The sequence below is a fragment of the Acinetobacter sp. P1332 genome, assembly GCF_044057475.1.
Lineage (GTDB): Bacteria > Pseudomonadota > Gammaproteobacteria > Pseudomonadales > Moraxellaceae > Acinetobacter > Acinetobacter johnsonii.
In genome coordinates this window covers 3547317-3574293 of the sequence record NZ_CP171157.1, presented here as the reverse complement: position 1 = coordinate 3574293, position 26977 = coordinate 3547317, and the positions used below count along the sequence as shown (strand labels likewise).

Genomic DNA, 26977 nt, shown 5'->3' with positions numbered 1-26977 from the left:
GATTGAAAGAGCAAAAAGTGATGATAAAAAAACTGGGTTTGGCACTACTTACAAGTGCAATTGCAAGCATGAGTATGGCCAGCGTAGAAAGTGTTCAAGCCAACTTAAAAAAGAATTACCCAAATATTCATGTTCAAAATATTCAAAAAACAGAAATGTCGGGCATTTATAGCGGATCTTTAGATGGCGAAATTGTGTATGTAGGCGAAGCGGCTGAGCATGTGATTGCAGGTTCGATGGTACGCTTAAAAGATCAGAAAAATTTAAGTGCTGCCTTATATGTGCAACAAAACTCGCTTGATTGGAACAAGCTGCCGCTAAAAGATGCCATTAAAAGCGTTAAAGGCAACGGCAAACGCCAATTGGCGGTTTTTTCAGACCCAAACTGTCCTTACTGTAAGCAGTTAGAGGCTGAACTGAATAAACTGAATGATGTGACCATCTACACATTTATTTATGCTATTAAGGCGCAATCGATTGCACCGTCGAAACAAGTGTTTTGTGAAGCAGACCCTGCCCTCGCATGGAAAAATTTGATTGCGAAAGGGACCCAACCGACGTCGAAAAAACCGTGTGCCAATCCAATTGAGCGCAACATTGAACTCGGTCGTAGTCTGGATTTACAAGGGACGCCTGTAGTTATTTTCTCAAATGGCTTTAAAGTGAATGGTGCTGTGCCTTCAACCACCATTGAAAATATGTGGCGTGAACTGGGCTTATAAGAGTTCAAAGATATAGATAAAAAAGCACCTGCAATGGTGCTTTTTTTAATGGATGAGTTTAGCTTTTTTTGGTGACCATGTTGTAGATGAATAAAATAATAATGGCACCAATAACTGACGCAATAAAGCCTGCGGTAGAACCTTCACTATATAGACCGAGTAAACGACCACCATAAGTGGCTACGAGAGAACCTGCAATCCCCAGTAAAGTGGTGACAATAAATCCCGCTTTGTCATCGCCAGGATGGATAGCGCGTGCGATGAGACCTGCAATAAAACCAATCACGATTGCAACAATAAGTGACCACATGAGCCAGCTCCTTTTTTATCATGTCTTTGTTTTTACATCATTTGCAAAAATATCATCGGGCATAATGCGACTGTGCAGTAGAGCGAATCTGCTAAAAACTGTATGTTTTATGTACTTAGCTAATAGTAAAAATAAAAAAAGTGGCCTTCGGCCACTCTTTTATCGATTGCTCTTAAAGACCAATTTCACCAATAAATGGCAAATGACGGTACTTTTGGTCGTAGTCTAGGCCATAACCCACAATGAATCGATCTTCGACACTAAAGCCTAAAAACTTCACATCGAGTTCAATTTCACGGCGTGAAGGTTTGCTGACTAAGGTACAAAGTTCAATTGAGTTGGGAGAGCGTGTTTCTAAAATTTCGAGTACTTTGCTCAAGGTGTTGCCTGAGTCGATGATGTCTTCAATGACCAAAACATCTTTACCGCGAATTTCACCGTCTAAATCTTTTAAAATTTTTACATCACGTGAAGATACCGTACCGCTGCCGTAGCTCGAAACCGTCATGAAATCGAGTTCATGGGGTTTTGAAATCGTACGACATAAGTCTGCCATGAAAATGACTGAACCTCGTAATAAACCAATCAGTACGAGTTCCTTATCACTGTTTGCATAATGCGCATCGATTTGTGCACCAAGCTCTTTTACTTTCGCTTGAATCTCTTCAGTAGAAATCATTACGCTCATTTGAACGGTCATGGGTAGATACCTAAAAATTTAAAAAAATCAAAAATAAAAAAGGCGTTGACCTGCAACACCTCTATATATGCATTAATTTTAATATATCTCTAAACGAGATGCACCCCCTTTTGCCCGCTGGAAATGTAATCATTTCATTGCAGGCGGGATGCTGCTTGGTTTAGAGGCGAAAATCAAAGTTGTTTCAAAACTCGATTAGCCGCTTAAATTTTCGCTATTTGCTACTTAGTTTTGCACATAGGCTTTCTGACCAAAAATATAAGTCGCATGAATATTACGGTCATCGCCCATGGTCATTAGGGCAAATAGCGCATCTTCAATCCCTTTTGCACGTTGTTGACGTAATACTTGTAACGCAGTTGCTTTGAGGTCGAGCACCACAAAGTCCGCTTCTTTGCCCAAATTAAAGTTACCGAGTTTATCATCCAAACTCAGTGCTTTGGCTCCGCCCAGCGTAGCGTGATAAAGCGATTCAAATGCAGATAGTTTATCACCCTGAAGCAGCTGTACTTTATAGGCTTCATTCAGAGTTTGTAGTTGGTTAAAAGAGGTCCCTGCACCAATGTCTGTACCGAGCCCAACTTTTACCTGCTTTTCCCAAGTCTTATTCAATGGAAATAAACCACTGCCTAAAAATAGATTGGAGGTCGGACAGAAAGCAATGGCAGAGTCAGTTTGATGCATGCAGTCCCACTCAGCCTCTTCTAAGTGCACGCAGTGGGCAAAGACCGAATGTGAACCAGTTAAACCAAAGTGATGATAAACATCGAGATAACCTTGCTGCTCAGGGAATAAGTCTTTTACCCAAGCGATTTCATTTTTATTTTCACTTAAATGTGTATGCACATACACATCTGGATATTCAGCTTTGAGCTGCCCTGCTTTAGCCAATTGCTCTGGTGTTGATGTTGGGGCAAAACGTGGCGTAATCGCATACAGGTTACGACCCTTGCCATGCCATTTCTCAATCAGTGCTTTAGAGTCCGCATAAGCACTGTCAGGCGTGTCGCACAGATCTTCAGGTGCATGACGGTCCATCATGACTTTACCTGCGATCAGACGCATCTGGTGCTGTCCTGCTGCTTCAAATAAAGCATCGACTGATTCGGTATGCACAGTACAGAAGACCAAGGCTGTGGTGGTGCCATTTTTTAGCAGTTCTTGCACAAAGAATTGGGCAATCTGGTCGGCATAGGCTTTATCGGAAAATTGCAATTCAGTTGGGAAGGTATAGGTATTGAGCCATTCGAGTAGCTGTTCACCATAGGCCCCCACCATTTCTGTTTGTGGAAAATGAATGTGGGTGTCGATAAAACCCGGCACAATCAATTGTTCAGGATAGTGCTGAACCTCGACGCCAACAGGAAGGTGCTGTAGCCCCTCCTGCCAAGATCCAAACCATTGGATTTTGCCATTTTGGCTAATCAGTAAACCATCTTCTACGTAACGCACTTGGTCGTGAATTTCACGCGCTTGGGCAACCGTATTCTGAATATCTAGGAAGCGACCGCGAACCGCCGTCGTTGCAACTACAGAAGACATTTTAAACCTGTGTTTTGACTTTTTTTCGATTGATTGTACCGTAAACTGGATTTTTTTCACGGCTATTTAATGAAGTTTTTATGTGTGTTGTGAACGCTAGATTTTAAATGAAAGACTGGAGCAGTATTTTCTAAAAAATTGAACTGTTTTGAGGCCAGACATGTATCCATGCCATCGATAAGATCATGATTTTTTATGTCATACATAAGCACAAGCTTTGCGCTTAAATGATTCAATCTATTCGCAAAATTTTGTTGAGAAAGTCTTTATCTTTAAATGCTGAGTCAGTACAGTGTCGACATTGATAAAATAAGAGACAATGACCGGCATGTATTTTTGGAATACCAAAGCATTAGCACATGAATTATCTAGCAATACCCTCGATAAAAAGCATTATAAAAATTATTACTTAGTCACCGCCTTATTGGTTTCAGTGGTGTATTACTACGGTATGTATTCACCCTATGGGGATGTCCGTGTGATTGGTATTGAGGGACTTCTGACTTTATTGATTATGTTTATCGGGATTCAAAGTGCTTATAAAGCCAATGGCGGCGATGAGGGTGAGCATTTCCTAGGTCGAATCACAGCGTTGTCTTTTCCCATTTTGGTACAAACCACCGTGGCTGGTGTTGTGTTTGGTGCAGTGTTATTAGGCCTTTATTTTGCTTTTAATCTAGAAGGCACAGCGTTTGATGATTGGTATGAATGGACTATTTCGCTATTTACCATCTTCCTGCAAATCTTGTTTTTCACGCGTTTGGTGTCTTATATGAAGCGGGTTCAAGCGCATACCATTTAAGCTTGAAAAAAATATTGTTTTCGAATGTATGCCTGTCAGTTTTAGATTTGACAGGCATTTTCTTTTTCAATTTAAACTTTATTGGATAGACGCAAGCGTCATCCGCAACCTGCGTAGAGTTTGGGATAGATTGTTTTTGCAACACAAACTTTTTAATTATAGAACGTGAGCAGGTTTTGCGGAGGACAAATGCTTTCTTTACGAAATTTCGCTTCTCATTTGGCGAACCAAAAGAATAATTGAGCCCCCAATATTGAACTTGAAAAAGATAAGACTCCGCCGTGAATAACCTAAAAGTGATAGTGCTTTTACTAAAATGCCTGAACAGAGCCGTATTACTTTTTGGACACCTATTTTAAATAGGTGATTTAGAGCGCCACTTTATTCCACAAAATAATGCGCAGCAAAATGTGCATCATTGCCAATCACATCAAAGACATCTTCACGCAGTGACATCCCCGCACATTCATCCCCGACCATCCAAAGTCCCAAGGTGGGCAGCATGCCTTCATGCAACGGAGTTTTTACCCAGCGTTGCATGACATAGCCATATTTGTCGTAGTCATCAAAGTAAAAACTACCTGAAGCTGCGCCACAATCGACATTGTTTTGTAGGATATGAATATTTGCGCCTTCGCGCGCTAAGATGGGCTTACGCACCCATTTCCCTGCATAGTGGGCGTGTGCATCATAAGCATGGGTTTCTAACAACAATGGATGATTTGGAAAGCGTTTCCATAGCTCGATCAACAGGGCTTTATTGGAGAGTAGCATTTTCCAACACGGTTCAATCCATTCAGTTTCAGGTTTGAGAAACTGCGAAAAACTTTCTTCCCAAATCCATTCCCACGGATACAGCTTAAATAAATGCTGAATCTCTTGCTGATGTAAATCGACGAAGGCTGTGCCATTCCAACCGATGTTTTCCATCGACAGTTCGCTGACATTTAAGCCTGCCTGAAAAGCAGTATCCATGAGGTATTCTAAATTGCCCCAATCTTCACGCCCTGCTTCTTGGCAGGCTGCAAAATGGACACGGCTACGCGCAGGATAGAGCTGTTTCCAGCGCTCAATTAGCTTTTCATGAATGCTGTTGAACTGATCACGGTTTGCAATATTTTCGACTTGTTCAATCCAATGCCACTGTGCAACAGAGGCTTCGAGTAAACCTGTTGGCGTATCAGCATTGTATTCCAGCATTTTGATGGCTTGACCATCATAGGCAAAATCGAAACGGCCATAGAGCATTGGCGCTTGGTTATTCCATGAGTGCTCAATCAAAGGAATTGCTGCTGGGGGGATTTGAAAATATTCGGGATAATGACCGCGTTGAATCATATCCCCTGCCACTTCCAGGCACATCTGGTGTAATTCGTTCGAGGCATCTTCAAGCTGTTCAATTTGCTTGAGGCTAAACTCATAAGCCACCCCTTCTGACCAATACATTGAACCATCTCGCGACGGCAAGTTGTAGTAGTCAAAACCAATCTCTTGATGTGCTTGTTGCCAGTTTTCACGCTCAGGCAGTAGAACTCGTTTCATGTATTAACCTCCGAACGAGCCTCCGCCACGGCCGAAGCCTCCCCGAATGGGTTGGGATTTGGCATGGCTAAAAACGTGAGTCGAGATTCTAGGTGTGCCCGTCGAATGACGTCCACGTGCTTTCATGACTTGACCCAAGTAACGGACTTTACGGTTATTTTTATAATATTGAGGGCCGATATAAACCCCAGTAGAGCCACTGTAGCTTGACGAACTCTCTTCGTTGGCAGGTTCGCACAGTTCAAAATGCCAGTCTTGGTAGCAGTTGTATTGGTTATTATAAACATCCTGTTGTAGGGTTTTAGAACCGCTACATGCCGTGAGCAAAACTGGCACCACAACAAGAGTTAATTTTTTGGTACGCATGGATGAGCAACCTTCGGGTTGTTTTATTTTTACAGGTAAAACCAAGGGTTTTAAGCCCGCTTATCATAGGGAGCTGTCTACACAAAGTACAGTACATTTACACAGAAAATCATAGGATTAAGTCTTGCGCATACTAAAATTTGGTCATAAAAAAGCCTTCTCAGTGGAAGGCTTTTTTAAAACATTAGAGGGTGGTTTGATGATGTTTCTTACTGTATCGAATTGACAAGATCGCAGTGATGGTCAGCACCAACACAATAAAGCCCAGTGAAATCCAAATTGGCATATGGAACACATCCAACATGAGCATCTTAAAGCCGATGAATACCAAGATAATACCTAAGCCATACGGGAGATAATGCATCTTGGTTGCTGCACCAGACAACAAGAAGAACATCGCACGTAGACCCAAAATCGCCATTAAGTTTGCAGTCAACACAATAAACGGATCAGAAGTCACCGCGAAAATTGCAGGAATGGAATCCACCGCGAAAATCACATCCGATGCTTCAACTAAAATTAACACCAAGAACAGCGGCGTTGCCCACAACATCCCGTTTTGACGGACAAAGAACTTGTTGCCATGCAGTTGCGGGGTAATCCGCATATGTTTACGCAACCATTTTAAGATCGCCATATCTTCGATATTGGTTTCTTCTTCGTTTTGTCCTTTGAAGAATTTGAAGCCCGTATACACCAAGAACGCACCGAAGATATACAGAATCCATGAGAACTCTTGCACGAACCACGCGCCAATAAAAATAAAGATGGTACGTAGAATAATCGCACCCAAGACACCGTAAAGCAGTAATTGGCGTTGTAATGCAGGTGGGATGGCAAAAGCAGCAAAGATCATCAGCCAGACAAAGACGTTGTCAACGGCTAAAGATTTTTCAAGTAAATAACCTGCAAAATACTCCATGACCTTGGTGTTGGCCACAGTGACACCTGCAGTTTGTTGTAAATAAAGCCAGAGACCTACACCAAAGAGTGATGCGACGGAAACCCACGCAATACTCCATAAAGCGGCGGTTTTGATTTTAACTTCTTGACCTTCTTTTTGTTTAAAGCCTAAAAAGTCAATCAGTAGCATCACGGTAACAATGCCGAAAAAAGCAATGTATAGCCATAAATTGCCGATAGATTCCATGAAATCCTCCACATCCAGCAATCGGCCACAAAAAAACCTTGACCTGCTGCCAGATGAAATAAAACATCTGTGACAACATGATCAAGGTCTTGCCTACATTTTAGCGTATGTATTTTGTGCGCTAAAATGCTCAGATACCGACTTTTTGCAAAGTGTAATGACGATAATCTGACACGTGAAAGTGATGCATGGCATTGATTTTTCACGTTTGGAGGAGGCTACTCCCCTTGTTCAATATAAATTTGGTTTTGGATTTGATCCAAAAGTGAGCTAAGCATCGCATATTTTTATGGTTTGAGCAAATATTAAAGAAAATTGTAGATGAAATATAAATGAGACAAAATTTTGCTTCAATTTATGGCAAGCTAAAAAAAACAGTAAACCAAAGAGGAATAATAATGAAAATTCAACATCAAGAAACAGGTAGTAAAGGCGAAGTTTTTGTTGAGCAAGAAAACGAGCGTGTGGCGGAAATGACTTATAGTTGGGCTGGGGACGATAAATTTATCATTGATCACACTTGGGTCAGTGAGTTGCTCCGTGGGCAACATGTGGGGCGTCAGTTATTGGATGTTTTGGTTAACTTTGCACGTGATAAGGGCGTGAAAATTTTACCCTTGTGCCCTTTTTCCAAATCGGTATTCGACAAAGATCCATCTATTCATGATGTTTTATTCCTCTAAGATAGATAACCATCAATCCATTCAATGAGTGTGCTATGCAATTTCAACATGTAGATCGTGATCAAAAAGGTGAGTTTTTCTTAAATAATGCAGACGGTCAGCGTATTGCTGAAATTAGCTATATTTGGCGGGATGACGCAACCATTGATGCCAACCATACTTGGGTCGATGATTCACTACGGGGTCAAGGTGTGGCGCGTTTGCTATTGGATACTCTGGTTGATTTTTCACGTGAGAAAAACCTGAAAATTATCCCGACTTGTTCTTATGTCGATGTGATGTTTCGCCGTGAGAAAAGTTTTGAGGATGTTGCAGCTTAATTGTTCACAACATTCATCGCAGTTCTAAGCGTTAAACTAAAATGAGATCGATATAGCTCCCATTGCAGTTCTAACTTGGACTTTGCAATGCTGAACATGATGGAATTAAAGTATATGAAGATGCTTTTATCTATTGCCCTATTCTGTTCAGTTGCCCCCTTATTGCATGCTGAAGATTGTGTAAAACTTGAGGAAAAGGCAGAACAAAAAGAAGTTCAGATTATTCCACGTTGGGGTATGAAAGTGATTGCTACAACCAGAGTATATTTTCATTCAGCACCGAGCAATGCTTGTAAAATCAAAGATCTGTTTATGATTAAAAATGACCATATCACTGCTTATAGCACCTATGATGATGGCCAAGAACAGTGGGTTTCGATCATGTATTTCAGCAAGCGCTTGGGAGACACGGTTCAAGGTTGGGCAAAACTAAAAGACTTTGAATATACGGGTACGATGTCTGGTTTTTAATTTAATAAGCTTGTAAAAAAACCCGCCATATGCGGGTTTTTTCGTCTAAGTGAGAACAAATTATTCTGCGTTTAAGGCGCTAATCAATTTTTGGTGTAAACCACCAAAGCCGCCATTAGACATGATCACAACAGCATCGCCCTCGCCTGCATCACTGACGATGGTATGGATAATGTCATCTAATGTACGTGCAACCACAGCCTTGTTCGGTGCAGCTGCAATGACAGGTTGTAAGTCCCAGTCTAAACCTTCTGGTTGATACCAAATCACTTCATCGGCCAAACGTGCAGAGTGTGCGAGTCCATCTTTATGGCTTCCCATGCGCATGGTATTTGAACGAGGTTCAATAATCGCCCACAACTTACGTTCTCCTAAACGCTTACGTGCGCCTTCCAGCGTCGTATCTATTGCGGTTGGGTGATGGGCAAAGTCATCATACACTTCAACGCCACGCACCATGCCTAAAAGCTCCATACGGCGCTTCACGCCGCCAAAGTTAGACAGTGCTTCACACGCTTTTTCAATGCTTACGCCCACATGTTCAGCCGCAGCGATAGTCGCCAAAGCATTCGCTACGCTGTGCTGCCCTGTCATGTTCCATTGCACCGTGCCTTTCACCACTCCGTGTTGGAGGACTTTAAAGTGCGAACCATCCGCACTGAGTTGTTCGGCATACAATTCGGACTGGTCGTGGGCCTCTAAAGAGGTACGAACCACGGGTGTCCAACAGCCCTGCTCTAAAACTTCATCAATATTGCTTTCAGTAATCGGCGCAATGATACGACCCTCACTTGGAATAGTACGAACCAAGTGATGGAATTGTTTTTGAATCGCTGCTAGATCATCAAAAATATCGGCATGGTCAAATTCAAGGTTATTCAAAATGGCTGTTTTTGGGTGGTAATGCACGAACTTCGAACGTTTGTCAAAAAAGGCAGAATCATATTCATCGGCTTCGACACAGAAGTATTTGCCACCACCTAAACGCGCACTTTCAGAGAAACCTAACGGTACACCGCCAATTAGGAAACCTGGCTCTAAACCCGCCTGATCCAATACCCAAGCCAACATGGTGGTGGTGGTGGTTTTACCATGGGTTCCTGCTACGCCAAGTACGTGTTTGCCTTGAAGCACATGATCGGCCAAAAATTGTGGGCCTGAAATATACGGCAAGCCTTCATTGAGCATGTATTCAACGGCATCAATTCCACGTTTCATCGCATTGCCGACGATGACTAAATCAGGATGAGGTTGTAAATGACTGCGGTCATAACCTTGCATTAAGGTAATGCCTGCATTTTCGAGCTGGGTGGACATGGGAGGATAAACGTTTAGATCCGAACCCGTCACTGTGTGGCCAAGATCACGTGCTAAAAGCGCTAAAGACCCCATAAAGGTGCCACAAATACCCAAAATATGCAGATGCATTCCGCCTCACTCCACTGCTTTTATAGACACATCACGTATTGTTGGTGCTGTTGTCGTGATTAATTCGATGTGAAAGCAACCATAGCAAGGCGCTTAGCGAAAAGATAGTGATTCTTGTATCTAATCGTTTAATTATTCTGCGGCTTGAACAACGCTTTTATTCTGTAAAAAAGTCGGCTGAAAAGTGCAATATTTGCTGAATTTTCTAGCAAAAAACGTAGAATAAAATGCTCCTAAATTTGGCGATCTTGCTTCATGTCCCTACCCTTTATTTTATTGATTATTGCCAACTGTTTTATGACACTTGCATGGTATGGACACTTAAAATTTTTGCCGGGTGTACCGCTTTGGCAAACCATTTTATTTAGCTGGTTCATCGCGTTGGTGGAATACAGTTTTATGATTCCTGCGACCCGTATGCTGTCACAGCAAGGCTGGTCAATGGGTGAAATGAAAATCACCCAAGAAGTGGTGACGCTCTTGGTTTTTGTACCGTTTATGATTTTCTTATTTAAACAGCCTTTTAAGCTCGATTATTTGTGGGCAGGACTGTGTTTATTTGGTTGTGTGTATTTTGTCTTTCGCAGCCAATAAATCAAAAAGTGAGGCTACAGTCCTCTTTTTATTTAAGTTTTATGCTACGACATAAAAAAACAAGAAAAATCTGCATTTAGTTGTACGGTTAAATTTTGGAGAGCTGAAAAATCAGTCTATAATACGGGGCTCTTATTAAAGCTTGGCGCTAGTCGAGATTTATCTCTCTTAACTATCTCTGGAAACATTGCAATGAATGCGGCCGCTTCACAAGACACTCCTCTCGTTGGAATTATCATGGGTTCTCAATCAGATTGGGCCACTCTCGAACACACTGCCAATATGCTTAAGCAACTTGGTGTCCCATTTGAAGCGGAAGTTGTGTCTGCGCACCGTACGCCAGATCGTCTTTTTGAATATGCTGAGCAAGCACGTGACCGTGGTATCCAAGTGATTATTGCGGGTGCAGGCGGTGCGGCGCATTTACCAGGAATGTGTGCGGCAAAAACTGATTTGCCTGTACTTGGTGTGCCAGTGAAGTCTTCGATTTTAAACGGTGTCGATTCACTGTTATCCATTGTGCAAATGCCAGCAGGTATTGCAGTGGGTACTTTAGCAATTGGTCCAGCAGGCGCAACCAATGCCGCGATTATGGCAGCACAAATTTTAGGTCTGACACGTCCTGAAATTGCAAAAAATGTAGCCGATTTCCGTGCTGCACAAACCGACAAAGTCGCAAGCAGCAATATTCCAGGCCAAGCTTAATACGGGGCATTCCTCATGAATAAAACCATCGGTATTTTTGGTGGTGGGCAGCTGGGTCGCATGATGGCGCAAGCGGCTTTGCCACTGAATATTCAATGTACGTTCTTTGATGTGAGTACAGACTGCCCTTCAGCGGCTTTAGGAACTGTGATTTCAAGCAAAACTGAAAACGGTTTACAAGACTTTATTGCCAGTGCAGATGTCTTCAGCCTTGAGTTTGAAAATACGCCTTTGTCTGATGTTGATGTTTTGACCAAGCAAAAAGATATGCATCCGCCGCGTCAGGCTTTAGCTATTGCACAACATCGCTTGTCTGAAAAAGCATTATTTGATGAGCTTGAGATTCCAGTTGCGCCTTATAAAGCGGTAGATTCCCTAGAAAGTTTAAGCGCTGCAGTTGCTGAGTTGGGTTTACCGATTGTACTGAAGACAGCCACAGGTGGCTATGATGGTAAAGGTCAGTTCGTATTGCGTTCTGAGCAGCAAATTGAACAAGCATGGGCTGAATTAGGCCCTGCTGGTAGTTTAATTGCAGAAAGCTTTGTGACCTTCTCGCGTGAGGTTTCGATCATTGCGGTACGTGGTCAAAATGGCGATGTGAAAACGTGGCCATTGGCTGAAAACCATCACCATCATGGTATTTTGTCGCATTCGATTGTTCCTGCACCGAATAGTGCGGACTTACAACCCGTTGCACAAGACTACATCACTCGCCTATTGAATCATTTGAATTATGTTGGCGTGTTGACCTTAGAACTGTTTGTAACAGACAAAGGTTTGTATGCCAATGAAATGGCGCCACGTGTGCATAATTCAGGACACTGGTCGATTGAAGGCGCAGTATGCTCTCAGTTTGAAAACCATATTCGTGCAGTTGCAGGCTTACCCTTGGGTTCAACTGAAGTCGTTCGCCCTACGGTCATGATCAATATTATTGGTCAGTATCCACAGTCTGAACAAGTCTTGGCCTTAGAAGGTGTACATCTACATCTTTATAATAAGGAAGAACGTGAAGGTCGTAAGATTGGTCACCTAACTTTAATGCCGAATGATACCGTTCAACTCACGATGCTATGTCGCCAGTTAGCGAAAATTTTACCAAATCCATTGGCACTGAGCGAAGATATGACCATCTAAAGCTTCAGTTGTTGTTAAAAAAAGCGATCACGATAGTGGTCGCTTTTTTATTTGGACTCATTCAGGCATGATTGCGCCTCTTTGAAAAAAGTGACCGTTAATCGGATCAAAATTGAAATAAATTGAGTGTTTTTTATCCGTTTTGATAAAATTAGCGCATAGAAAAATAAACTGAAAGCAAAATAAAGCGAGTTTTGTGCAGAGAAGCACGTTTAAAACAGCGTCTACAATTGAATGTGACACTGGTTTTCACCTAAAAGAAAGTGAAACAGTAGAGAGCTCTATCAACTTGGGTATGTGGATATCTTTTCAAGTATGTTTTGAATTTAAAAAATAGAAGTAAAATTTTGAATTTAAAAGTGGGTTTTAAATTTAAATCGAGTGTTTAAATTTAAAATGAATTTAAAAGTTTTGATGCTGTTTGAATTTAAATTCATAACAATAAATTTAAAGTCTGTGAGATGAATTTAAAGTTTTGAATTTAAAAATATTGAGCTTGGGTTTCGAAGTTTAATTCTTTGTATATTGTTGATTATGAATGTTAAATAAAAATGTGGATAAAATAAATTTAAAACAAGATGATTGAATTTAAAGTGCTTGCTGAACTAAAGGTTGTTTTTGAATTCAAAAGTTGAGATCTGTAGTGTTGTGGATAAGTGGTTTTAAATTTAAAAGATGGTTTTGAATTTAAACCAAAATGAATATTCATTTACGTTTTGATTCAGAAAAGTGAAATCGAAAGTGTTAAGGTTAAAAGCATAATTCAGAGATAAAGAATCATTAGGGATTTTATGCACCGTTTTGCTTTTCTTTTAGGTTCATTTTTTTTAGCGGCGACTCAGGCGAATGCTGAGCTTATTATTAATGGTCAAAAAGTTACAGGCAGTTCAAATGTCGCAACTTCCGATTATCGTCCTCAGAATTCATTTCAAAGCTGTATTGCCAATTTAAAAAACCAAGCGATTTCGAATGGTGTGTCTGCGTCCACTTATGATCGCTACACACAAAATTTAGCGCCTGATTATTCTGTGATTGAAAAATTAAATTACCAACCTGAATTTTCCACGCCGATTTGGGATTATTTGTCAGGATTGGTGGATGATGAGCGTGTTGCAGTAGGTCAGCAAAAATTGGCGCAGCATCGTGAAGTGTTGAATCGTGTTGCGGCAGCATATGGTGTGCCTGCGGAGACCGTGGTTGCCGTGTGGGGCGTGGAAAGTAATTTTGGCGATATTTCAGGTAAATATCCATTATTACAAGCTTTAGGCACATTGAGTTGTGAAGGGCGCCGCCAAAGCTATTTCCGTGGAGAGTTTTTTGCCACTATGCGTATTTTACAGCGTGGCGATTTAACGGAGTCACAACTGAAAGGCTCATGGGCAGGTGCGTTTGGCCATACCCAGTTTATGCCATCGACTTATGAAGAGCTGGCCGTCGACTTTGATGGCGATGGACGCCGTGATTTGGTGTCGAGTACTACAGATGCTTTAGCATCAACAGCCAATTTCCTCAAAAAACGCGGTTGGCAAACTGGGCAACCTTGGGGATTTGAAGTGAAAAATCCGCAAGCGATCTCTCTGAGTGGTGAAAGTCGTCGCAATAAGAAGTCCTTATCTTACTGGATGCAAAATGGCTTGGTACGTGCAGATGGCTCAGCGTTAATTCAAGGCAATTTATCTTCTAGCTCGCAAGCGGGGTTGATGGCACCTGCTGGTGAAAATGGTCCACTGTTTTTAGTGTTTAAAAACTTTGATGCAATCTATAGTTATAACGCAGCAGAAAGTTATGCATTAGCGATTGCGCATTTGTCAGACCGTTTACAAGGGCAAGGCGGTTTTAGTACAACTTGGCCAACTGATGATGCAGGCACTTCACGTTCTGAACGTCGTGAAATTCAGCAGTTTTTACTGAATCGTGGCTATGATATTGGCGCGGTAGATGGTTTGATTGGTGATAAAACTCGTCAAGCCATTCGACAGGAGCAAATCCGTTTAGGTTTAAGTCCGACGGGACGAGCGGGACAGCAAATTTTAAAAGCCTTTCGTCAGGAAAATGCCAAGTTGATGATGCGTTAACATTAACAGCAAAAAATCGCTGAGATAGATAAAAAGCCAGTCGGTTATTCACCTGACTGGCTTTTTTGATTTGCACTGGTTGCGACTAAAAGGTCAGAAGCATTGTGATGTTTAAACCGCGGTAATCGTTCCGAGAATACGGTTACCTTGTGCCCCTGTCACTGTCGGTAAGTTGCCACTGAGTTGCTGGATAAAGCGCATAGCCAACCAAGCAAAGGCGGTTGCTTCTACCCACGTTGGGTCTAAGCCAATGGCGGAGGTGGTTTGTACAGACCAATTGTGTTTACGTAAGCGCCAGCGTAATTGTTCTAAAAGATGCGAGTTATACGCACCACCGCCGCAGACGTAGACTTCACCAGTATCCATATCGGAGCGATAGATGGCTTTTTTAATGGCGCGCGTGGTGAGCTTCATTAATGTGGCTTGAACATTTTCTGGACTGTCTTCAAGCTCGTCATATTCAAGGTCATTGCGCCAGTCGGCAATTTGTTCATCTAACCATTCGAGGTTAAAGTCTTCACGGCCAGTGCTTTTTGGTGGTTCTTTAGAAAAATACTCATGGGATTGGAGCCGATCAAGCAAGCTGCGAATCGGATGGCCGTAAGCTGCCCAATTGCCATTTTCATCGTAGGGCTGTCCAGTAAAGCGTTCACACCAAGCGTCCATTAAAATGTTGGCTGGGCCTGTATCAAAACCGTAGACCTGATCAGGTTGGCCTGCGGGTAACATGCTGACATTGGCGATGCCGCCTAGGTTTAAGATGACGCGATGAATGCTTTCATGTTGGAACATATCTTGGTGAAACGCAGGAACCAGCGGGGCACCTTGGCCACCTGCGGCCATATCACGACGTCGAAAGTCTGAAATCACCGGAATTTGGGTGATTTCAGTGATGATGTTTGGGTCACCAATTTGCAGGGTAAAGCCGTGCTCTGGGCGATGGCGAATGGTTTGTCCATGTGAGCCAATCGCTTTGATTTGACTACGATCTAAATGACTTTGCTCAATCAGCTGATTGATGCCTTCGCCAATCATCTTTGCTAAAGCCACATCTGCCTTGCCCATACGGTCGATTTCGTTGTCACCGGGCAAAGTGAGTGCCATCAGTTCATCGCGTAAATCTGGGTCGAAAGAAAGAGTGAGGGTGGCGTGAAGCTGCAATGGATCAAAAGAAGCAGCAACAATATCAACACCATCCATGCTGGTGCCGGTCATTACCCCAATATAGATCGCTGTCATGATTATTCTAAAGCCTGCAATGTGCTGAAAAAGTGTTAGTATATCGCACAAATTGAATAACTGATGTGTTTGGGTTTTGTGATGTCAAATTTCCTGCCGGCTGAAGAACAACTTGCTCTCATTCAACGAGGCACGCATGAAATTATTTCTGAAGAAGATCTTCTGAAGAAATTAAAAGAAAATCGTCCTTTAAAAATTAAAGCGGGTTTTGACCCGACTGCGCCTGACTTGCACTTAGGGCATACGGTTTTAATTAATAAACTGAAAACTTTCCAAGACTTGGGTCATGACGTGACCTTCTTGATTGGGGATTATACCGCGATGATCGGTGACCCGACTGGAAAAAGTGCAACACGCCCACCATTGTCGCGTGAGCAAGTGCTTGAAAATGCAAAAACCTATCAAGAACAGGTGTTTAAAATTCTTGATCCGAATAAAACTAAAGTGCGCTTCAACTCAGAATGGTTTGCAACCAAAACAGCGGCTGATTTAATTCAGTTGGCATCACAGCAAACGGTTGCACGTATGCTTGAGCGTGATGACTTCACCAAGCGTTATAACAACCATCAACCAATCGCAATTCATGAGTTTTTGTATCCATTGGTTCAAGGCTATGACTCGATTGCCCTTGAAGCGGATGTTGAATTAGGCGGTACGGACCAAACCTTTAACTTATTGATGGGGCGTACACTTCAAGGTCGTTATGATCAAGACGCGCAAGTCTGCATTACAGTGCCAATCCTTGAAGGTTTAGACGGTGTGAACAAGATGTCTAAGTCTTTGGGTAACTATATTGGTGTATTTGATGCACCAGGGGCGATGTATCAAAAAGTTCTTTCGATGCCAGATGCTTTAATTGAACGCTATTTCGATTTACTCAGCTTTAAATCCGTTGAAGACATTAAAGTCCTGCTAAACGAAATTGCTGAAGGGCGTAATCCACAAGAGGTGAAAAAGATTCTAGCCCTTGAGTTGGTAGAGCGTTTCCATGGTGCTGAAGCAGCAGAAAATGCACATAAAGGTGCAGGCAACCTGATTACTGAGGGTGAACTACCCGAAGGGACACCAGAAGTGACAATTTCACGTGCAGAATTTGGTGGCGAGTTGTTTATTGCAACGATTCTTCGCGTAGCGGGCTTAAACCCAAATGCTGCAGCGGCAAAAGATGCCGTGGGTCGTGGTGCGGTCAAAGTTGATTGGAACGTGGTCGATATGGGTTTCTCTGTTAAAGAAAATGTCACTTTAATTGTCCAGTCGGGTAAAAAAGCCATTGCCAAAGTCACTTTTACAGACTAAGTCAGTGCATATATATGCTTTAAGTTATTGATATAAAAGCAGGCTTCGACCTGCTTTTTATTTTTTTAATCTTTATAAAAAAATCAAATAAGTAAATTCAAAAAAAACCTTATAAAAACAATGCTTAATTTTTTCCAAAAATATTGCAATTTAAAATGAGTGTGTATAAGATTTCAACGTCTAGTCGATGTTTTTAACATCGTTAGCAGGGTCAATAAGAATAACTCTCCACAGTTTTCAAGTCTCTTCCCCAAGGGACTTTTTTTAAGATAACTATAATAATGACATCTATGGATCAGATAACGATCTAACTCCGAGGAAGAGGTTTTGGGAGAGATCTCTTCCTTTTTTATTGGCAAAAATTTAGTTTTTTAAAATCAGTTTCTCGCAGACAAATAACGAGTTTTCATAAAAGTTAGGTACAACAGACTCTTAAATAAAGTTGGTCATTACCTTACAGGTATATAACACTGCGTTTTCTACTTATATTCAGATGCTTCTTATCATCCAGCTTTATCGTGGCTGTTATTTCAGCTCTGTCTTGAATTATTTTGATTGAGATGTGGGGAGAAAAGGGCTTTGCTATTACGCGAATGAAATAAAAAGAGACTAAGCATTGTATTCTTGTTAAATAATTAGGTGCCTTTATAGCGGTGTGGCAGTTTTTCAGCTTAGGCATGTATCAAATATAAAAGAACTACGTCTTTAGAAAGATGATTTATCAAAAATACAGAGATGGACGGAATACAGAGTGATTTTAAGTCTGAAAACAACGTTGCTAGAAGATTGGTAAGACTCTTCTGAAAGAAAAAATAAATGCTAAGGCTTAAATTTCAAGCTTAAAAGACTTTTAAAGATTGGAAATGAAATGCTCATGTTGAAAGAAATAAGAGAAAAAATGATAAATATGATCAAAAAACAGATGAAAAATACGATTTTTCTTAAGTTTTGTAGAAAAAACCAACGCCCGTTTCAAATAAGTGAATTTGGGGGTTGCAAAGCTTTAGAAATCCTCTAGAATGCACCCCATACCGACGAGATAGACGGAAACGAACGAAGCACGAAGTGCTGAGTTGTTAAGTATATTGAGTCCAGCTTCTAGCACTGACGAGGTGTTAGAAAGATCATTAAGAGATTATGAAGAACAACTTGTGTGGATTTTTACTGATTGATCGATCGAAAATATTTCATTGATTGATGGTAGAAATTACTCGAAGTTTATTTGAGAAATATTTGTCAGAAAATTGATGAGCCAAGATTTGTAGCCATAAGCTACTAATGATTTTTAACTGAAGAGTTTGATCATGGCTCAGATTGAACGCTGGCGGCAGGCTTAACACATGCAAGTCGAGCGGGGAGGTTGCTTCGGTAACTGACCTAGCGGCGGACGGGTGAGTAATGCTTAGGAATCTGCCTATTAGTGGGGGACAACATTCCGAAAGGAATGCTAATACCGCATACGCCCTACGGGGGAAAGCAGGGGATCTTCGGACCTTGCGCTAATAGATGAGCCTAAGTCAGATTAGCTAGTTGGTGGGGTAAAGGCCTACCAAGGCGACGATCTGTAGCGGGTCTGAGAGGATGATCCGCCACACTGGGACTGAGACACGGCCCAGACTCCTACGGGAGGCAGCAGTGGGGAATATTGGACAATGGGCGAAAGCCTGATCCAGCCATGCCGCGTGTGTGAAGAAGGCCTTTTGGTTGTAAAGCACTTTAAGCGAGGAGGAGGCTACTTGGATTAATACTCTGGGATAGTGGACGTTACTCGCAGAATAAGCACCGGCTAACTCTGTGCCAGCAGCCGCGGTAATACAGAGGGTGCGAGCGTTAATCGGATTTACTGGGCGTAAAGCGTGCGTAGGCGGCTTTTTAAGTCGGATGTGAAATCCCTGAGCTTAACTTAGGAATTGCATTCGATACTGGGAAGCTAGAGTATGGGAGAGGATGGTAGAATTCCAGGTGTAGCGGTGAAATGCGTAGAGATCTGGAGGAATACCGATGGCGAAGGCAGCCATCTGGCCTAATACTGACGCTGAGGTACGAAAGCATGGGGAGCAAACAGGATTAGATACCCTGGTAGTCCATGCCGTAAACGATGTCTACTAGCCGTTGGGGCCTTTGAGGCTTTAGTGGCGCAGCTAACGCGATAAGTAGACCGCCTGGGGAGTACGGTCGCAAGACTAAAACTCAAATGAATTGACGGGGGCCCGCACAAGCGGTGGAGCATGTGGTTTAATTCGATGCAACGCGAAGAACCTTACCTGGTCTTGACATAGTAAGAACTTTCCAGAGATGGATTGGTGCCTTCGGGAACTTACATACAGGTGCTGCATGGCTGTCGTCAGCTCGTGTCGTGAGATGTTGGGTTAAGTCCCGCAACGAGCGCAACCCTTTTCCTTATTTGCCAGCGGGTTAAGCCGGGAACTTTAAGGATACTGCCAGTGACAAACTGGAGGAAGGCGGGGACGACGTCAAGTCATCATGGCCCTTACGACCAGGGCTACACACGTGCTACAATGGTCGGTACAAAGGGTTGCTACCTAGCGATAGGATGCTAATCTCAAAAAGCCGATCGTAGTCCGGATTGGAGTCTGCAACTCGACTCCATGAAGTCGGAATCGCTAGTAATCGCGGATCAGAATGCCGCGGTGAATACGTTCCCGGGCCTTGTACACACCGCCCGTCACACCATGGGAATTTGTTGCACCAGAAGTAGGTAGTCTAACCGCAAGGAGGACGCTTACCACGGTGTGGCCGATGACTGGGGTGAAGTCGTAACAAGGTAGCCGTAGGGGAACCTGCGGCTGGATCACCTCCTTAACGAAAGATTGACGATTGGTAAGAATCCACAACAAGTTGTTCTTCATGACGATGTATCTGAGGGTCTGTAGCTCAGTTGGTTAGAGCACACGCTTGATAAGCGTGGGGTCACAAGTTCAAGTCTTGTCAGACCCACCAAATCTGACTAACAAGCATTGTTAAATGCTGAATACAGAAAAACAGAGACATTGACTTATTGATAAGCTGGGGACTTAGCTTAGTTGGTAGAGCGCCTGCTTTGCACGCAGGAGGTCAGGAGTTCGACTCTCCTAGTCTCCACCAAATTTCAAGACAAGAAAAGCATGCTTTTCCTTGAAATTTAAGCAAGAAGCTATGCTTCGCGCAGATAGGTTGGATTACAGAAATTAGTAAGTAGATAACTTATTAACTTCTGTGATTTATCACAGTTTCCTGACCTGACGAAGGCTGGAAAAATCATTAACAGAATATATTTGAGTTGAAATAATTTGTTCATACTCGTTTTTAAGATCGACATTAACAGTGATTTATTACTGATTGATGAAGATTGAAGAAATGAGTTACTAGCGAAATTAACTGAATCAAGCGTTTTGGTATGTGAATTGAATTGAAGCTGTACAGTGTTTAAGTACACAGAGCAACAAACTGTAAGGAAGTGATGAGAAATCATCATAGACTGTCTTAATCCTACTTGTAGGGATTAACGACTGTTTGGGGTTGTATAGTCAAGTAATTAAGTGCATGTGGTGGATGCCTTGGCAGTCAGAGGCGATGAAAGACGTAATAGCCTGCGATAAGCTCCGGGGAGGCGGCAAATATCCTGTGATCCGGAGATTTCTGAATGGGGAAACCCACCTGTCATAAGGCAGGTATCGTATGATGAATACATAGTCATACGAGGCGAACGAGGGGAAGTGAAACATCTCAGTACCCTTAGGAAAAGAAATCAATTGAGATTCCCTCAGTAGCGGCGAGCGAACGGGGAAAAGCCCATTAAGTCATATAAGTTCTAGTGGAATGCTCTGGGAAGTGCAACCATAGTGGGTGATAGTCCTGTACACGAAAGGGCTTATATGATGATGTCGAGTAGGGCGGGGCACGTGAAACCTTGTCTGAATATGGGGGGACCATCCTCCAAGGCTAAATACTCCTGACTGACCGATAGTGAACCAGTACCGTGAGGGAAAGGCGAAAAGAACCCCTGTGAGGGGAGTGAAATAGATCCTGAAACCGCATGCATACAAGCAGTGGGAGCCGACTTGTTCGGTGACTGCGTACCTTTTGTATAATGGGTCAGCGACTTACATTCAGTAGCAAGGTTAACCGCATAGGGGAGCCGTAGAGAAATCGAGTCTTAATAGGGCGTTTAGTTGCTGGGTGTAGACCCGAAACCGGGTGATCTATCCATGAGCAGGTTGAAGGTTGGGTAACACTAACTGGAGGACCGAACCCACTGTCGTTGAAAAGCCAGGGGATGACTTGTGGATAGGGGTGAAAGGCTAATCAAACTCGGTGATAGCTGGTTCTCCCCGAAAGCTATTTAGGTAGCGCCTCGGACGAATACCATTGGGGGTAGAGCACTGTTTCGGCTAGGGGGTCATCCCGACTTACCAAACCGATGCAAACTCCGAATACCAATGAGTACTATCCGGGAGACAGACTGCGGGTGCTAACGTCCGTAGTCAAGAGGAAAACAATCCAGACCGCCAGCTAAGGCCCCAAAATTATAGTTAAGTGGGAAACGATGTGGGAAGGCATAGACAGCTAGGAGGTTGGCTTAGAAGCAGCCACCCTTTAAAGAAAGCGTAATAGCTCACTAGTCGAGTCGGCCTGCGCGGAAGATGTAACGGGGCTAAAACTATATGCCGAAGCTGCGGATTTGCAATTTATTGCAAGTGGTAGGGGAGCGTTCTGTAAGCCGATGAAGGTGTATTGAGAAGTATGCTGGAGGTATCAGAAGTGCGAATGCTGACGTGAGTAACGACAATGCGAGTGAAAAACTCGCACGCTGAAAGACCAAGGGTTCCAGTCCAACGTTAATCGGGGCTGGGTGAGTCGACCCCTAAGGCGAGGCCGAGAGGCGTAGTCGATGGGAAATTGGTTAATATTCCAATACTTCTATGTAATGCGATGAGAGGACGGAGAAGGTTAAGTCAGCCTGGCGTTGGTTGTCCAGGTGGAAGGTTGTAGGCATGTATCTTAGGCAAATCCGGGGTACTCTATGCTGAGAACTGATAGCAAGCTGTACTTGTACAGTGAAGTGGCTGATACCATGCTTCCAGGAAAAGTCTCTAAGCTTCAGTTACATAGGAATCGTACCCGAAACCGACACAGGTGGTCAGGTCGAGTAGACCAAAGCGCTTGAGAGAACTCTGCTGAAGGAACTAGGCAAAATGGTACCGTAACTTCGGGAGAAGGTACGCTGCCGACGGTGATAGGATTTACTCCTTGAGCTATTGGCAGCCACAGAAACCAGGCCCCTGCAACTGTTTATTAAAAACATAGCACTCTGCAAACACGAAAGTGGACGTATAGGGTGTGATGCCTGCCCGGTGCTGGAAGGTTAATTGATGGGGTTAGCGTAAGCGAAGCTCTTGATCGAAGCCCCAGTAAACGGCGGCCGTAACTATAACGGTCCTAAGGTAGCGAAATTCCTTGTCGGGTAAGTTCCGACCTGCACGAATGGCATAATGATGGGGGCGCTGTCTCCAGCAGAGACTCAGTGAAATCGAATTCGCCGTGAAGATGCGGTGTACCCGCGGCTAGACGGAAAGACCCCGTGAACCTTTACTGCAGCTTGACATTGAACTTTGATCTTACTTGTGTAGGATAGGTGGGAGGCTTTGAAACCGAGACGCTAGTTTCGGTGGAGCCAATCTTGAAATACCACCCTGGTAATATTGAGGTTCTAACTCTGTCCCGTTATCCGGGACGAGGACCATGTCTGGTGGGTAGTTTGACTGGGGCGGTCTCCTCCTAAAGAGTAACGGAGGAGTACGAAGGTGCGCTCAGCGTGGTCGGAAATCACGCGTAGAGTATAAAGGCAAAAGCGCGCTTAACTGCGAGACCCACAAGTCGAGCAGGTACGAAAGTAGGTCTTAGTGATCCGGTGGTTCTGTATGGAAGGGCCATCGCTCAACGGATAAAAGGTACTCTGGGGATAACAGGCTGATACCGCCCAAGAGTTCATATCGACGGCGGTGTTTGGCACCTCGATGTCGGCTCATCTCATCCTGGGGCTGAAGCAGGTCCCAAGGGTATGGCTGTTCGCCATTTAAAGAGGTACGCGAGCTGGGTTTAGAACGTCGTGAGACAGTTCGGTCCCTATCTACCGTGGGCGTTGGAAATTTGAGAGGATCTGCTCCTAGTACGAGAGGACCAGAGTGGACGAACCTCTGGTGTACCGGTTGTGACGCCAGTCGCATCGCCGGGTAGCTATGTTCGGAAGGGATAACCGCTGAAAGCATCTAAGCGGGAAGCCTACCTCAAGATAAGATTTCCCTAGGACTTTATGTCCTCTAAAGAGCCGTTGAAGACTACGACGTTGATAGGTTGGATGTGGAAGCATAGTGATATGTGAAGCTGACCAATACTAATTGCTCGTGAGGCTTGACTATACAACACCCAAACAGTTGGTGTTGTGGTTCAAATCACTGCAAACAACTTGATTTAGTTATAAAGCTAGATAAAATATCCAACTCAAATATACCTGTTAATAACTCATTTGATGAAAGTTAGGCACGAAGAGCACTGCTCTGAGGTTAGACCCAACGAATAGTCATAAACAGTTGTGCTGGCGACAATAGCAAGAGTGAACCACCTGATCCCTTCCCGAACTCAGAAGTGAAACCTCTTAGCGCTGATGGTAGTGTGGAGTTATCCATGTGAGAGTAAGTCATCGCCAGCTCATTAATTCTAAATCCCCCTAACTCAAATGAGATAGGGGGATTTTTTTATGCAAGGAAGGTTAAATAATAAACGAATCAATCGTCTAATTGAGGTTTAGGATAGGTTTCTACATACTGATTTACTTATTTATCGATCATGACATTTAATCTATCTAACATTTTTATTTTTAGATTTTTAAAAATATTGAATAGTCGATCAAATGTTCATAGTTTGTTAGCAATATCTTTAAATGGAATATGGCTATAGTTAACTCGTGATCATGCAAAATATGCCAAAACAGGTTTTGATTTAGATTTTAATGTGCTCTATAAAAAAGAAACCCCGACATCCTGTCGAGGTTTCTTTGTATTTCAGTGCTTAGATACAACTCCTGTCATATCTCACATCCTGATGCTCAAACTGATTATTGTTGTTTTAAGTTTGGGAAACGTCCTGTCTCCTGATGTATTTAATATATGCTGTAAGCTGTTTTAAGGCTAGTGGTCACTTTCCTCAGTTTTTGTAAGCTTTGGCTTACATAGATTCATCTTATAGCGGATAACCTTATGCTTATGATCTCTCTACAATGAATGGTGTTCGTGCATTTAATGGGGAAGGCAATGCTGAGAAAAAAAGCTTTTTGTTTGTTGATGACAGTGAGTGCATTTTTTGGATTAATGGCATGTCATGCACAAAGACCAGCGGAGTCAGCAGCACAGGAACAACAGGACAGTTCTGCTTCTTTAGGCACATCTATACACCTCAAACGTATTGCTGAATTTAATGAGCCATGGGCATTAGCGGTATTGCCTGATGGGCGATTATTGATTACTGAAAGATCAGGACAGTTGATTTTATTTAATCCGATAGATCAGACAAAGACTCTCATTAGGAATATACCTAAAGTGGCTTATGGTGGTCAGGGCGGATTAGGCGATATTGCTTTACATCCTGAGTTTGCACAAAACCATCAAATTTATCTTAGCTATGCAGAAGCAGTGCAAGGTGGTTATGGTGCGGTTGTGATTCGTGCTGATTTGAATTTAGATCAGGCGCAACCACAATTAGACAACCTTAAAACGATATGGAAACAAGTACCCAAGGTGCGCGGGCAGGGACATTATGCACATCGGATGTTATTTGATGGTGCAGGGAAATTATGGATTAGTTCGGGAGAACGGCAAAAGTTTGAGCCTGCACAAGATTTAACATCGAACCTTGGAAAAATGATTCGCTTGAATGATGATGGTTCGGTTGCTTCAGATAATCCATTTCAGATGCAGGGTGATGTCGCAAAACAAATATGGAGTTTGGGGCATCGTAATCCTTTGGGAATGGCCTTGGATGCCAAAAAACAACTTTGGGTGGTGGAGATGGGCCCCAAAGGTGGGGATGAACTTAATTTAATTCAAAAGGCTAAAAACTATGGTTATCCAATCGTTTCGAATGGTGATCATTATAGTGGTGTGAATATCCCTGACCACGCCACGCGGCCTGAGTTTGAAACGCCAAAATTAGACTGGACACCCGTAATTTCTCCATCGAGTTTGATTTTTTATACGGGACAGATGTTTCCAAAGTGGCAGGATAAAGCCATCATTGGTGGGCTTTCATCTAAAGCATTAATTATTGTAGACACCAAAGCACAGCCAGTAAAAGAAATCCAACGGATAGATATGAAAGAACGTATCCGTGGTTTACAACAAGCGAAAGATGGCAGTATTTGGGTGATTGAGGATGGGAAACATGCAGATTTAATTCAGCTGCTTTCACATTAATCACCCGAATAGAGTGTTGCTAGGAAAGACGGTTTTAAAGCGCAGCATGTTGATCGGCATTGAAGACATTGGCTTGGATCTGCATCAGTTTTCGTTGTCCTTGTTTGCCATTCATCTGCCAATGGACAATTTTAATATTATCGATCAAGGCGACATCCCCTTTTTGCCATTTGAGCAAGAGTGCATCGTGATATAAGGCTTCAAAGAAGTGCTGTTTTTCCTGATCGGTCCATTCAATTTTTTCACCTTCATGGGTGAAAAGTTCCCATGACAGTTGCATGCAATGAGCCGTAGGGTCTGGTTGAAGCTTTCCTCGCTGCTTAAATCTTTTTTGTGCAGCTTGATGGGCAAAAGAATTGGTATTGTTTGCAAAAGCCCACGGCTGGATCATCAACTTTTGCGTGTTCGGGTGTATGACAACGAAAGGTGAGCGTTTTAAGGTAAGTTTGCTTTCTTTATTTGATTTTTTCTGGAAACCAAATGAGTTTTTATTGAAGGTCAAGCGATCAAATAGATTAAGCTTACGTGTTGAAATATAAGAAAAATGGTTCCATGCGCCTAAGTATTTTTGTTGTGAGCTGACTGGAGAATGGGCCCAAATTTTTTCGAGGTTATTAAACCCGGTTTCGAGTAAGTGGTCCGCGGGTTCTTGGCAAAACAAGGCAATATAACGCGAGCGAGTCGAGTGTAGGCCACCTTCGACATGTGGACCTTGAATTGAGTTTTCAACAGAGCCTAATTGCACCGTATTGTGGTTGAGATAAGGTCTATCATGACCTGCATGATTTTCGCTATATTTACAAATGAAAGAGGCGAACCAACCTGATTTTTTAGGCGTAAATGTATGCCAAGGTTCAAGCTGAAAATGATATTCGATGAGCTCATGAAATTCATAGTGACGTTGTAATTTAAAGCCACGAAATAATAAGATGCCGTACTGATGCAACTCTTGCATAAGTTCTGTGCGATGGACTCTAACATAGGCAGCTAGAGCATCTACATCTGTATATTCGGGGTCAGCGACATAAATTTTGCAATAATCATTTAAAAGTGTGGTGTTTAGTTGCATGTGAATGGTCTCTATTTTTGTTTTTTTAATTTATTGTATTGGACTGAAGCATTTTGGCTAAAGCGGCAAATGTTCAGTGGGCGAGAGTATAAAGTGTAGTGCGAGCGCCAGATGTAATATTTCGTTGTACAGAAGAACATACCGACAAACGGTGAAAGTCTTAATATTTGATGGATCTAATTTATAGATTAGCGCTTAAATATGTACGTTGGACGGAAATGATTACTTGGGAAGTATTTTGTATTTATATATATGTTTTATATCATTATTTTTATAATATTTAAGTTGAGAAAGACATCCATTCAGACCAATTTTAATTTGTATTCACGAGCTTCTTCTAAAGTATTGAAGCATATAA

The 26977-nt window shown here is 42.6% G+C and carries 20 protein-coding genes, 2 tRNA genes and 3 rRNA genes; 16 read left to right on the top strand and 9 right to left on the bottom strand.

The genetic code is table 11. The features are described 5' to 3' along the window. The first annotated feature begins 20 nt into the window (after positions 1–20). Complete coding sequence (locus tag ACFN7Z_RS17505) at positions 21–722, top strand: DsbC family protein (RefSeq protein WP_279699886.1); 702 nt, start codon at positions 21–23, stop codon at positions 720–722. Positions 723–780: 58 nt separating this feature from the next. On the opposite strand, the gene ACFN7Z_RS17500 is transcribed toward ACFN7Z_RS17505, so the two are convergent. From ACFN7Z_RS17500 to guaD, 3 genes are all read right to left on the bottom strand, one after another. Beyond that, a complete protein-coding gene (locus ACFN7Z_RS17500; RefSeq protein ID WP_058870649.1) occupies positions 781–1032 on the bottom strand; it encodes a GlsB/YeaQ/YmgE family stress response membrane protein in 252 nt (83 codons plus the stop codon). Between the two features lie 172 nt (positions 1033–1204). After that, positions 1205–1732 (bottom strand): hypoxanthine phosphoribosyltransferase, encoded by a 528-nt coding sequence (hpt, locus tag ACFN7Z_RS17495; protein WP_279699875.1) that lies wholly within the window; start codon positions 1730–1732, stop codon positions 1205–1207. A gap of 225 nt (positions 1733–1957) precedes the next feature. After that, positions 1958–3274, bottom strand: coding sequence for a guanine deaminase (gene guaD, locus ACFN7Z_RS17490; RefSeq protein WP_279699874.1), 1317 nt, complete (start codon positions 3272–3274; stop codon positions 1958–1960). A gap of 328 nt (positions 3275–3602) precedes the next feature. On the opposite strand from guaD, the gene ACFN7Z_RS17485 reads away from it, so the two are divergent. Then, a complete protein-coding gene (locus tag ACFN7Z_RS17485; RefSeq protein WP_279699885.1) occupies positions 3603–4076 on the top strand; it encodes a hypothetical protein in 474 nt (157 codons plus the stop codon). A 381-nt stretch (positions 4077–4457) separates the two neighbouring features. Here ACFN7Z_RS17485 and ACFN7Z_RS17480 read toward each other — a convergent pair whose 3' ends face one another. From ACFN7Z_RS17480 to ACFN7Z_RS17470, 3 genes are all read right to left on the bottom strand, one after another. Continuing rightward, positions 4458–5618, bottom strand: coding sequence for a glutathionylspermidine synthase family protein (locus tag ACFN7Z_RS17480; RefSeq protein ID WP_279699873.1), 1161 nt, complete (start codon positions 5616–5618; stop codon positions 4458–4460). A gap of 3 nt (positions 5619–5621) precedes the next feature. Next, positions 5622–5984, bottom strand: coding sequence for a hypothetical protein (locus ACFN7Z_RS17475; RefSeq protein ID WP_279699871.1), 363 nt, complete (start codon positions 5982–5984; stop codon positions 5622–5624). 184 nt (positions 5985–6168) lie between these two features. Next, entirely contained in the window at positions 6169–7134 is a 966-nt protein-coding gene (locus tag ACFN7Z_RS17470) for a TerC family protein (protein ID WP_279699870.1), read from the bottom strand. Between the two features lie 398 nt (positions 7135–7532). Here ACFN7Z_RS17470 and ACFN7Z_RS17465 point away from each other — a divergent pair, with 398 nt between their 5' ends. The 3 genes from ACFN7Z_RS17465 (at position 7533) to ACFN7Z_RS17455 (ending at position 8608) form a co-directional block, all read left to right on the top strand. Beyond that, entirely contained in the window at positions 7533–7817 is a 285-nt protein-coding gene (locus tag ACFN7Z_RS17465; protein ID WP_104221951.1) for a GNAT family N-acetyltransferase, read from the top strand. 35 nt (positions 7818–7852) lie between these two features. Next, on the top strand, positions 7853–8137 hold the full coding sequence (locus ACFN7Z_RS17460; RefSeq protein ID WP_279699869.1) for a GNAT family N-acetyltransferase: 285 nt from the start codon (positions 7853–7855) through the stop codon (positions 8135–8137). Positions 8138–8224: 87 nt separating this feature from the next. Then, a complete protein-coding gene (locus ACFN7Z_RS17455; protein ID WP_130234876.1) occupies positions 8225–8608 on the top strand; it encodes a hypothetical protein in 384 nt (127 codons plus the stop codon). Between the two features lie 60 nt (positions 8609–8668). Here the strand turns inward: ACFN7Z_RS17455 and mpl are convergent, their stop codons facing one another. Next, complete coding sequence (gene mpl, locus ACFN7Z_RS17450) at positions 8669–10036, bottom strand: UDP-N-acetylmuramate:L-alanyl-gamma-D-glutamyl-meso-diaminopimelate ligase (protein WP_279699868.1); 1368 nt, start codon at positions 10034–10036, stop codon at positions 8669–8671. Between the two features lie 255 nt (positions 10037–10291). Here mpl and ACFN7Z_RS17445 point away from each other — a divergent pair, with 255 nt between their 5' ends. The 4 genes from ACFN7Z_RS17445 (at position 10292) to ACFN7Z_RS17430 (ending at position 14547) form a co-directional block, all read left to right on the top strand. Continuing rightward, the gene (locus ACFN7Z_RS17445; RefSeq protein ID WP_279699866.1) at positions 10292–10630 is read left to right on the top strand and encodes a DMT family protein; all 339 of its coding nucleotides are present in this window, start codon (positions 10292–10294) and stop codon (positions 10628–10630) included. Positions 10631–10822: 192 nt separating this feature from the next. Next, complete coding sequence (purE, locus tag ACFN7Z_RS17440) at positions 10823–11335, top strand: 5-(carboxyamino)imidazole ribonucleotide mutase (protein ID WP_058870640.1); 513 nt, start codon at positions 10823–10825, stop codon at positions 11333–11335. A 15-nt stretch (positions 11336–11350) separates the two neighbouring features. After that, complete coding sequence (locus ACFN7Z_RS17435) at positions 11351–12472, top strand: 5-(carboxyamino)imidazole ribonucleotide synthase (RefSeq protein WP_130234878.1); 1122 nt, start codon at positions 11351–11353, stop codon at positions 12470–12472. 791 nt (positions 12473–13263) lie between these two features. Beyond that, the gene (locus ACFN7Z_RS17430; protein ID WP_279699864.1) at positions 13264–14547 is read left to right on the top strand and encodes a lytic murein transglycosylase; all 1284 of its coding nucleotides are present in this window, start codon (positions 13264–13266) and stop codon (positions 14545–14547) included. 111 nt (positions 14548–14658) lie between these two features. On the opposite strand, the gene ACFN7Z_RS17425 is transcribed toward ACFN7Z_RS17430, so the two are convergent. Next, positions 14659–15786 (bottom strand): anhydro-N-acetylmuramic acid kinase, encoded by a 1128-nt coding sequence (locus ACFN7Z_RS17425; RefSeq protein WP_130234880.1) that lies wholly within the window; start codon positions 15784–15786, stop codon positions 14659–14661. 63 nt (positions 15787–15849) lie between these two features. Here ACFN7Z_RS17425 and tyrS point away from each other — a divergent pair, with 63 nt between their 5' ends. The 7 genes from tyrS (at position 15850) to ACFN7Z_RS17390 (ending at position 25550) form a co-directional block, all read left to right on the top strand. After that, positions 15850–17082 (top strand): tyrosine--tRNA ligase, encoded by a 1233-nt coding sequence (gene tyrS / locus ACFN7Z_RS17420; protein ID WP_205667419.1) that lies wholly within the window; start codon positions 15850–15852, stop codon positions 17080–17082. Between the two features lie 1286 nt (positions 17083–18368). After that, positions 18369–19905 (top strand): 16S ribosomal RNA (locus ACFN7Z_RS17415). A 61-nt stretch (positions 19906–19966) separates the two neighbouring features. Further along, positions 19967–20043, top strand: a tRNA-Ile gene (locus ACFN7Z_RS17410). A 68-nt stretch (positions 20044–20111) separates the two neighbouring features. Beyond that, positions 20112–20187 (top strand) — tRNA-Ala (locus tag ACFN7Z_RS17405). Positions 20188–20607: 420 nt separating this feature from the next. Then, positions 20608–23501 (top strand): 23S ribosomal RNA (locus ACFN7Z_RS17400). Between the two features lie 175 nt (positions 23502–23676). Beyond that, positions 23677–23791 (top strand): 5S ribosomal RNA (gene rrf / locus ACFN7Z_RS17395). Together the 16S, 23S and 5S rRNA genes with 2 tRNA genes alongside form the textbook arrangement of a ribosomal RNA operon. Positions 23792–24392: 601 nt before the next feature. Then, complete coding sequence (locus tag ACFN7Z_RS17390; protein WP_094148650.1) at positions 24393–25550, top strand: PQQ-dependent sugar dehydrogenase; 1158 nt, start codon at positions 24393–24395, stop codon at positions 25548–25550. A 34-nt stretch (positions 25551–25584) separates the two neighbouring features. On the opposite strand, the gene ACFN7Z_RS17385 is transcribed toward ACFN7Z_RS17390, so the two are convergent. Further along, the gene (locus tag ACFN7Z_RS17385) at positions 25585–26619 is read right to left on the bottom strand and encodes a TauD/TfdA family dioxygenase (RefSeq protein ID WP_279699727.1); all 1035 of its coding nucleotides are present in this window, start codon (positions 26617–26619) and stop codon (positions 25585–25587) included. Positions 26620–26977 lie beyond the last annotated feature (358 nt).

What these genes read in the sequence shown, in the direction of transcription:
- ACFN7Z_RS17455 (WP_130234876.1), top strand. Translation starts at nt 8,225, where the DNA reads ATGCTGAACATGATGGAATTAAAGTATATGAAGATGCTTTTATCTATT.
- ACFN7Z_RS17485 (WP_279699885.1), top strand. Translation starts at nt 3,603, where the DNA reads ATGTATTTTTGGAATACCAAAGCATTAGCACATGAATTATCTAGCAAT.
- tyrS (WP_205667419.1), top strand. Translation starts at nt 15,850, where the DNA reads ATGTGTTTGGGTTTTGTGATGTCAAATTTCCTGCCGGCTGAAGAACAA.
- hpt (WP_279699875.1), bottom strand. Translation starts at nt 1,732, where the DNA reads ATGACCGTTCAAATGAGCGTAATGATTTCTACTGAAGAGATTCAAGCG.
- ACFN7Z_RS17500 (WP_058870649.1), bottom strand. Translation starts at nt 1,032, where the DNA reads ATGTGGTCACTTATTGTTGCAATCGTGATTGGTTTTATTGCAGGTCTC.
- ACFN7Z_RS17470 (WP_279699870.1), bottom strand. Translation starts at nt 7,134, where the DNA reads ATGGAATCTATCGGCAATTTATGGCTATACATTGCTTTTTTCGGCATT.
- ACFN7Z_RS17445 (WP_279699866.1), top strand. Translation starts at nt 10,292, where the DNA reads ATGTCCCTACCCTTTATTTTATTGATTATTGCCAACTGTTTTATGACA.
- ACFN7Z_RS17460 (WP_279699869.1), top strand. Translation starts at nt 7,853, where the DNA reads ATGCAATTTCAACATGTAGATCGTGATCAAAAAGGTGAGTTTTTCTTA.
- ACFN7Z_RS17480 (WP_279699873.1), bottom strand. Translation starts at nt 5,618, where the DNA reads ATGAAACGAGTTCTACTGCCTGAGCGTGAAAACTGGCAACAAGCACAT.
- ACFN7Z_RS17505 (WP_279699886.1), top strand. Translation starts at nt 21, where the DNA reads ATGATAAAAAAACTGGGTTTGGCACTACTTACAAGTGCAATTGCAAGC.
- ACFN7Z_RS17435 (WP_130234878.1), top strand. Translation starts at nt 11,351, where the DNA reads ATGAATAAAACCATCGGTATTTTTGGTGGTGGGCAGCTGGGTCGCATG.
- ACFN7Z_RS17475 (WP_279699871.1), bottom strand. Translation starts at nt 5,984, where the DNA reads ATGCGTACCAAAAAATTAACTCTTGTTGTGGTGCCAGTTTTGCTCACG.
- mpl (WP_279699868.1), bottom strand. Translation starts at nt 10,036, where the DNA reads ATGCATCTGCATATTTTGGGTATTTGTGGCACCTTTATGGGGTCTTTA.
- purE (WP_058870640.1), top strand. Translation starts at nt 10,823, where the DNA reads ATGAATGCGGCCGCTTCACAAGACACTCCTCTCGTTGGAATTATCATG.
- guaD (WP_279699874.1), bottom strand. Translation starts at nt 3,274, where the DNA reads ATGTCTTCTGTAGTTGCAACGACGGCGGTTCGCGGTCGCTTCCTAGAT.
- ACFN7Z_RS17430 (WP_279699864.1), top strand. Translation starts at nt 13,264, where the DNA reads ATGCACCGTTTTGCTTTTCTTTTAGGTTCATTTTTTTTAGCGGCGACT.
- ACFN7Z_RS17390 (WP_094148650.1), top strand. Translation starts at nt 24,393, where the DNA reads ATGCTGAGAAAAAAAGCTTTTTGTTTGTTGATGACAGTGAGTGCATTT.
- ACFN7Z_RS17385 (WP_279699727.1), bottom strand. Translation starts at nt 26,619, where the DNA reads ATGCAACTAAACACCACACTTTTAAATGATTATTGCAAAATTTATGTC.
- ACFN7Z_RS17425 (WP_130234880.1), bottom strand. Translation starts at nt 15,786, where the DNA reads ATGACAGCGATCTATATTGGGGTAATGACCGGCACCAGCATGGATGGT.
- ACFN7Z_RS17465 (WP_104221951.1), top strand. Translation starts at nt 7,533, where the DNA reads ATGAAAATTCAACATCAAGAAACAGGTAGTAAAGGCGAAGTTTTTGTT.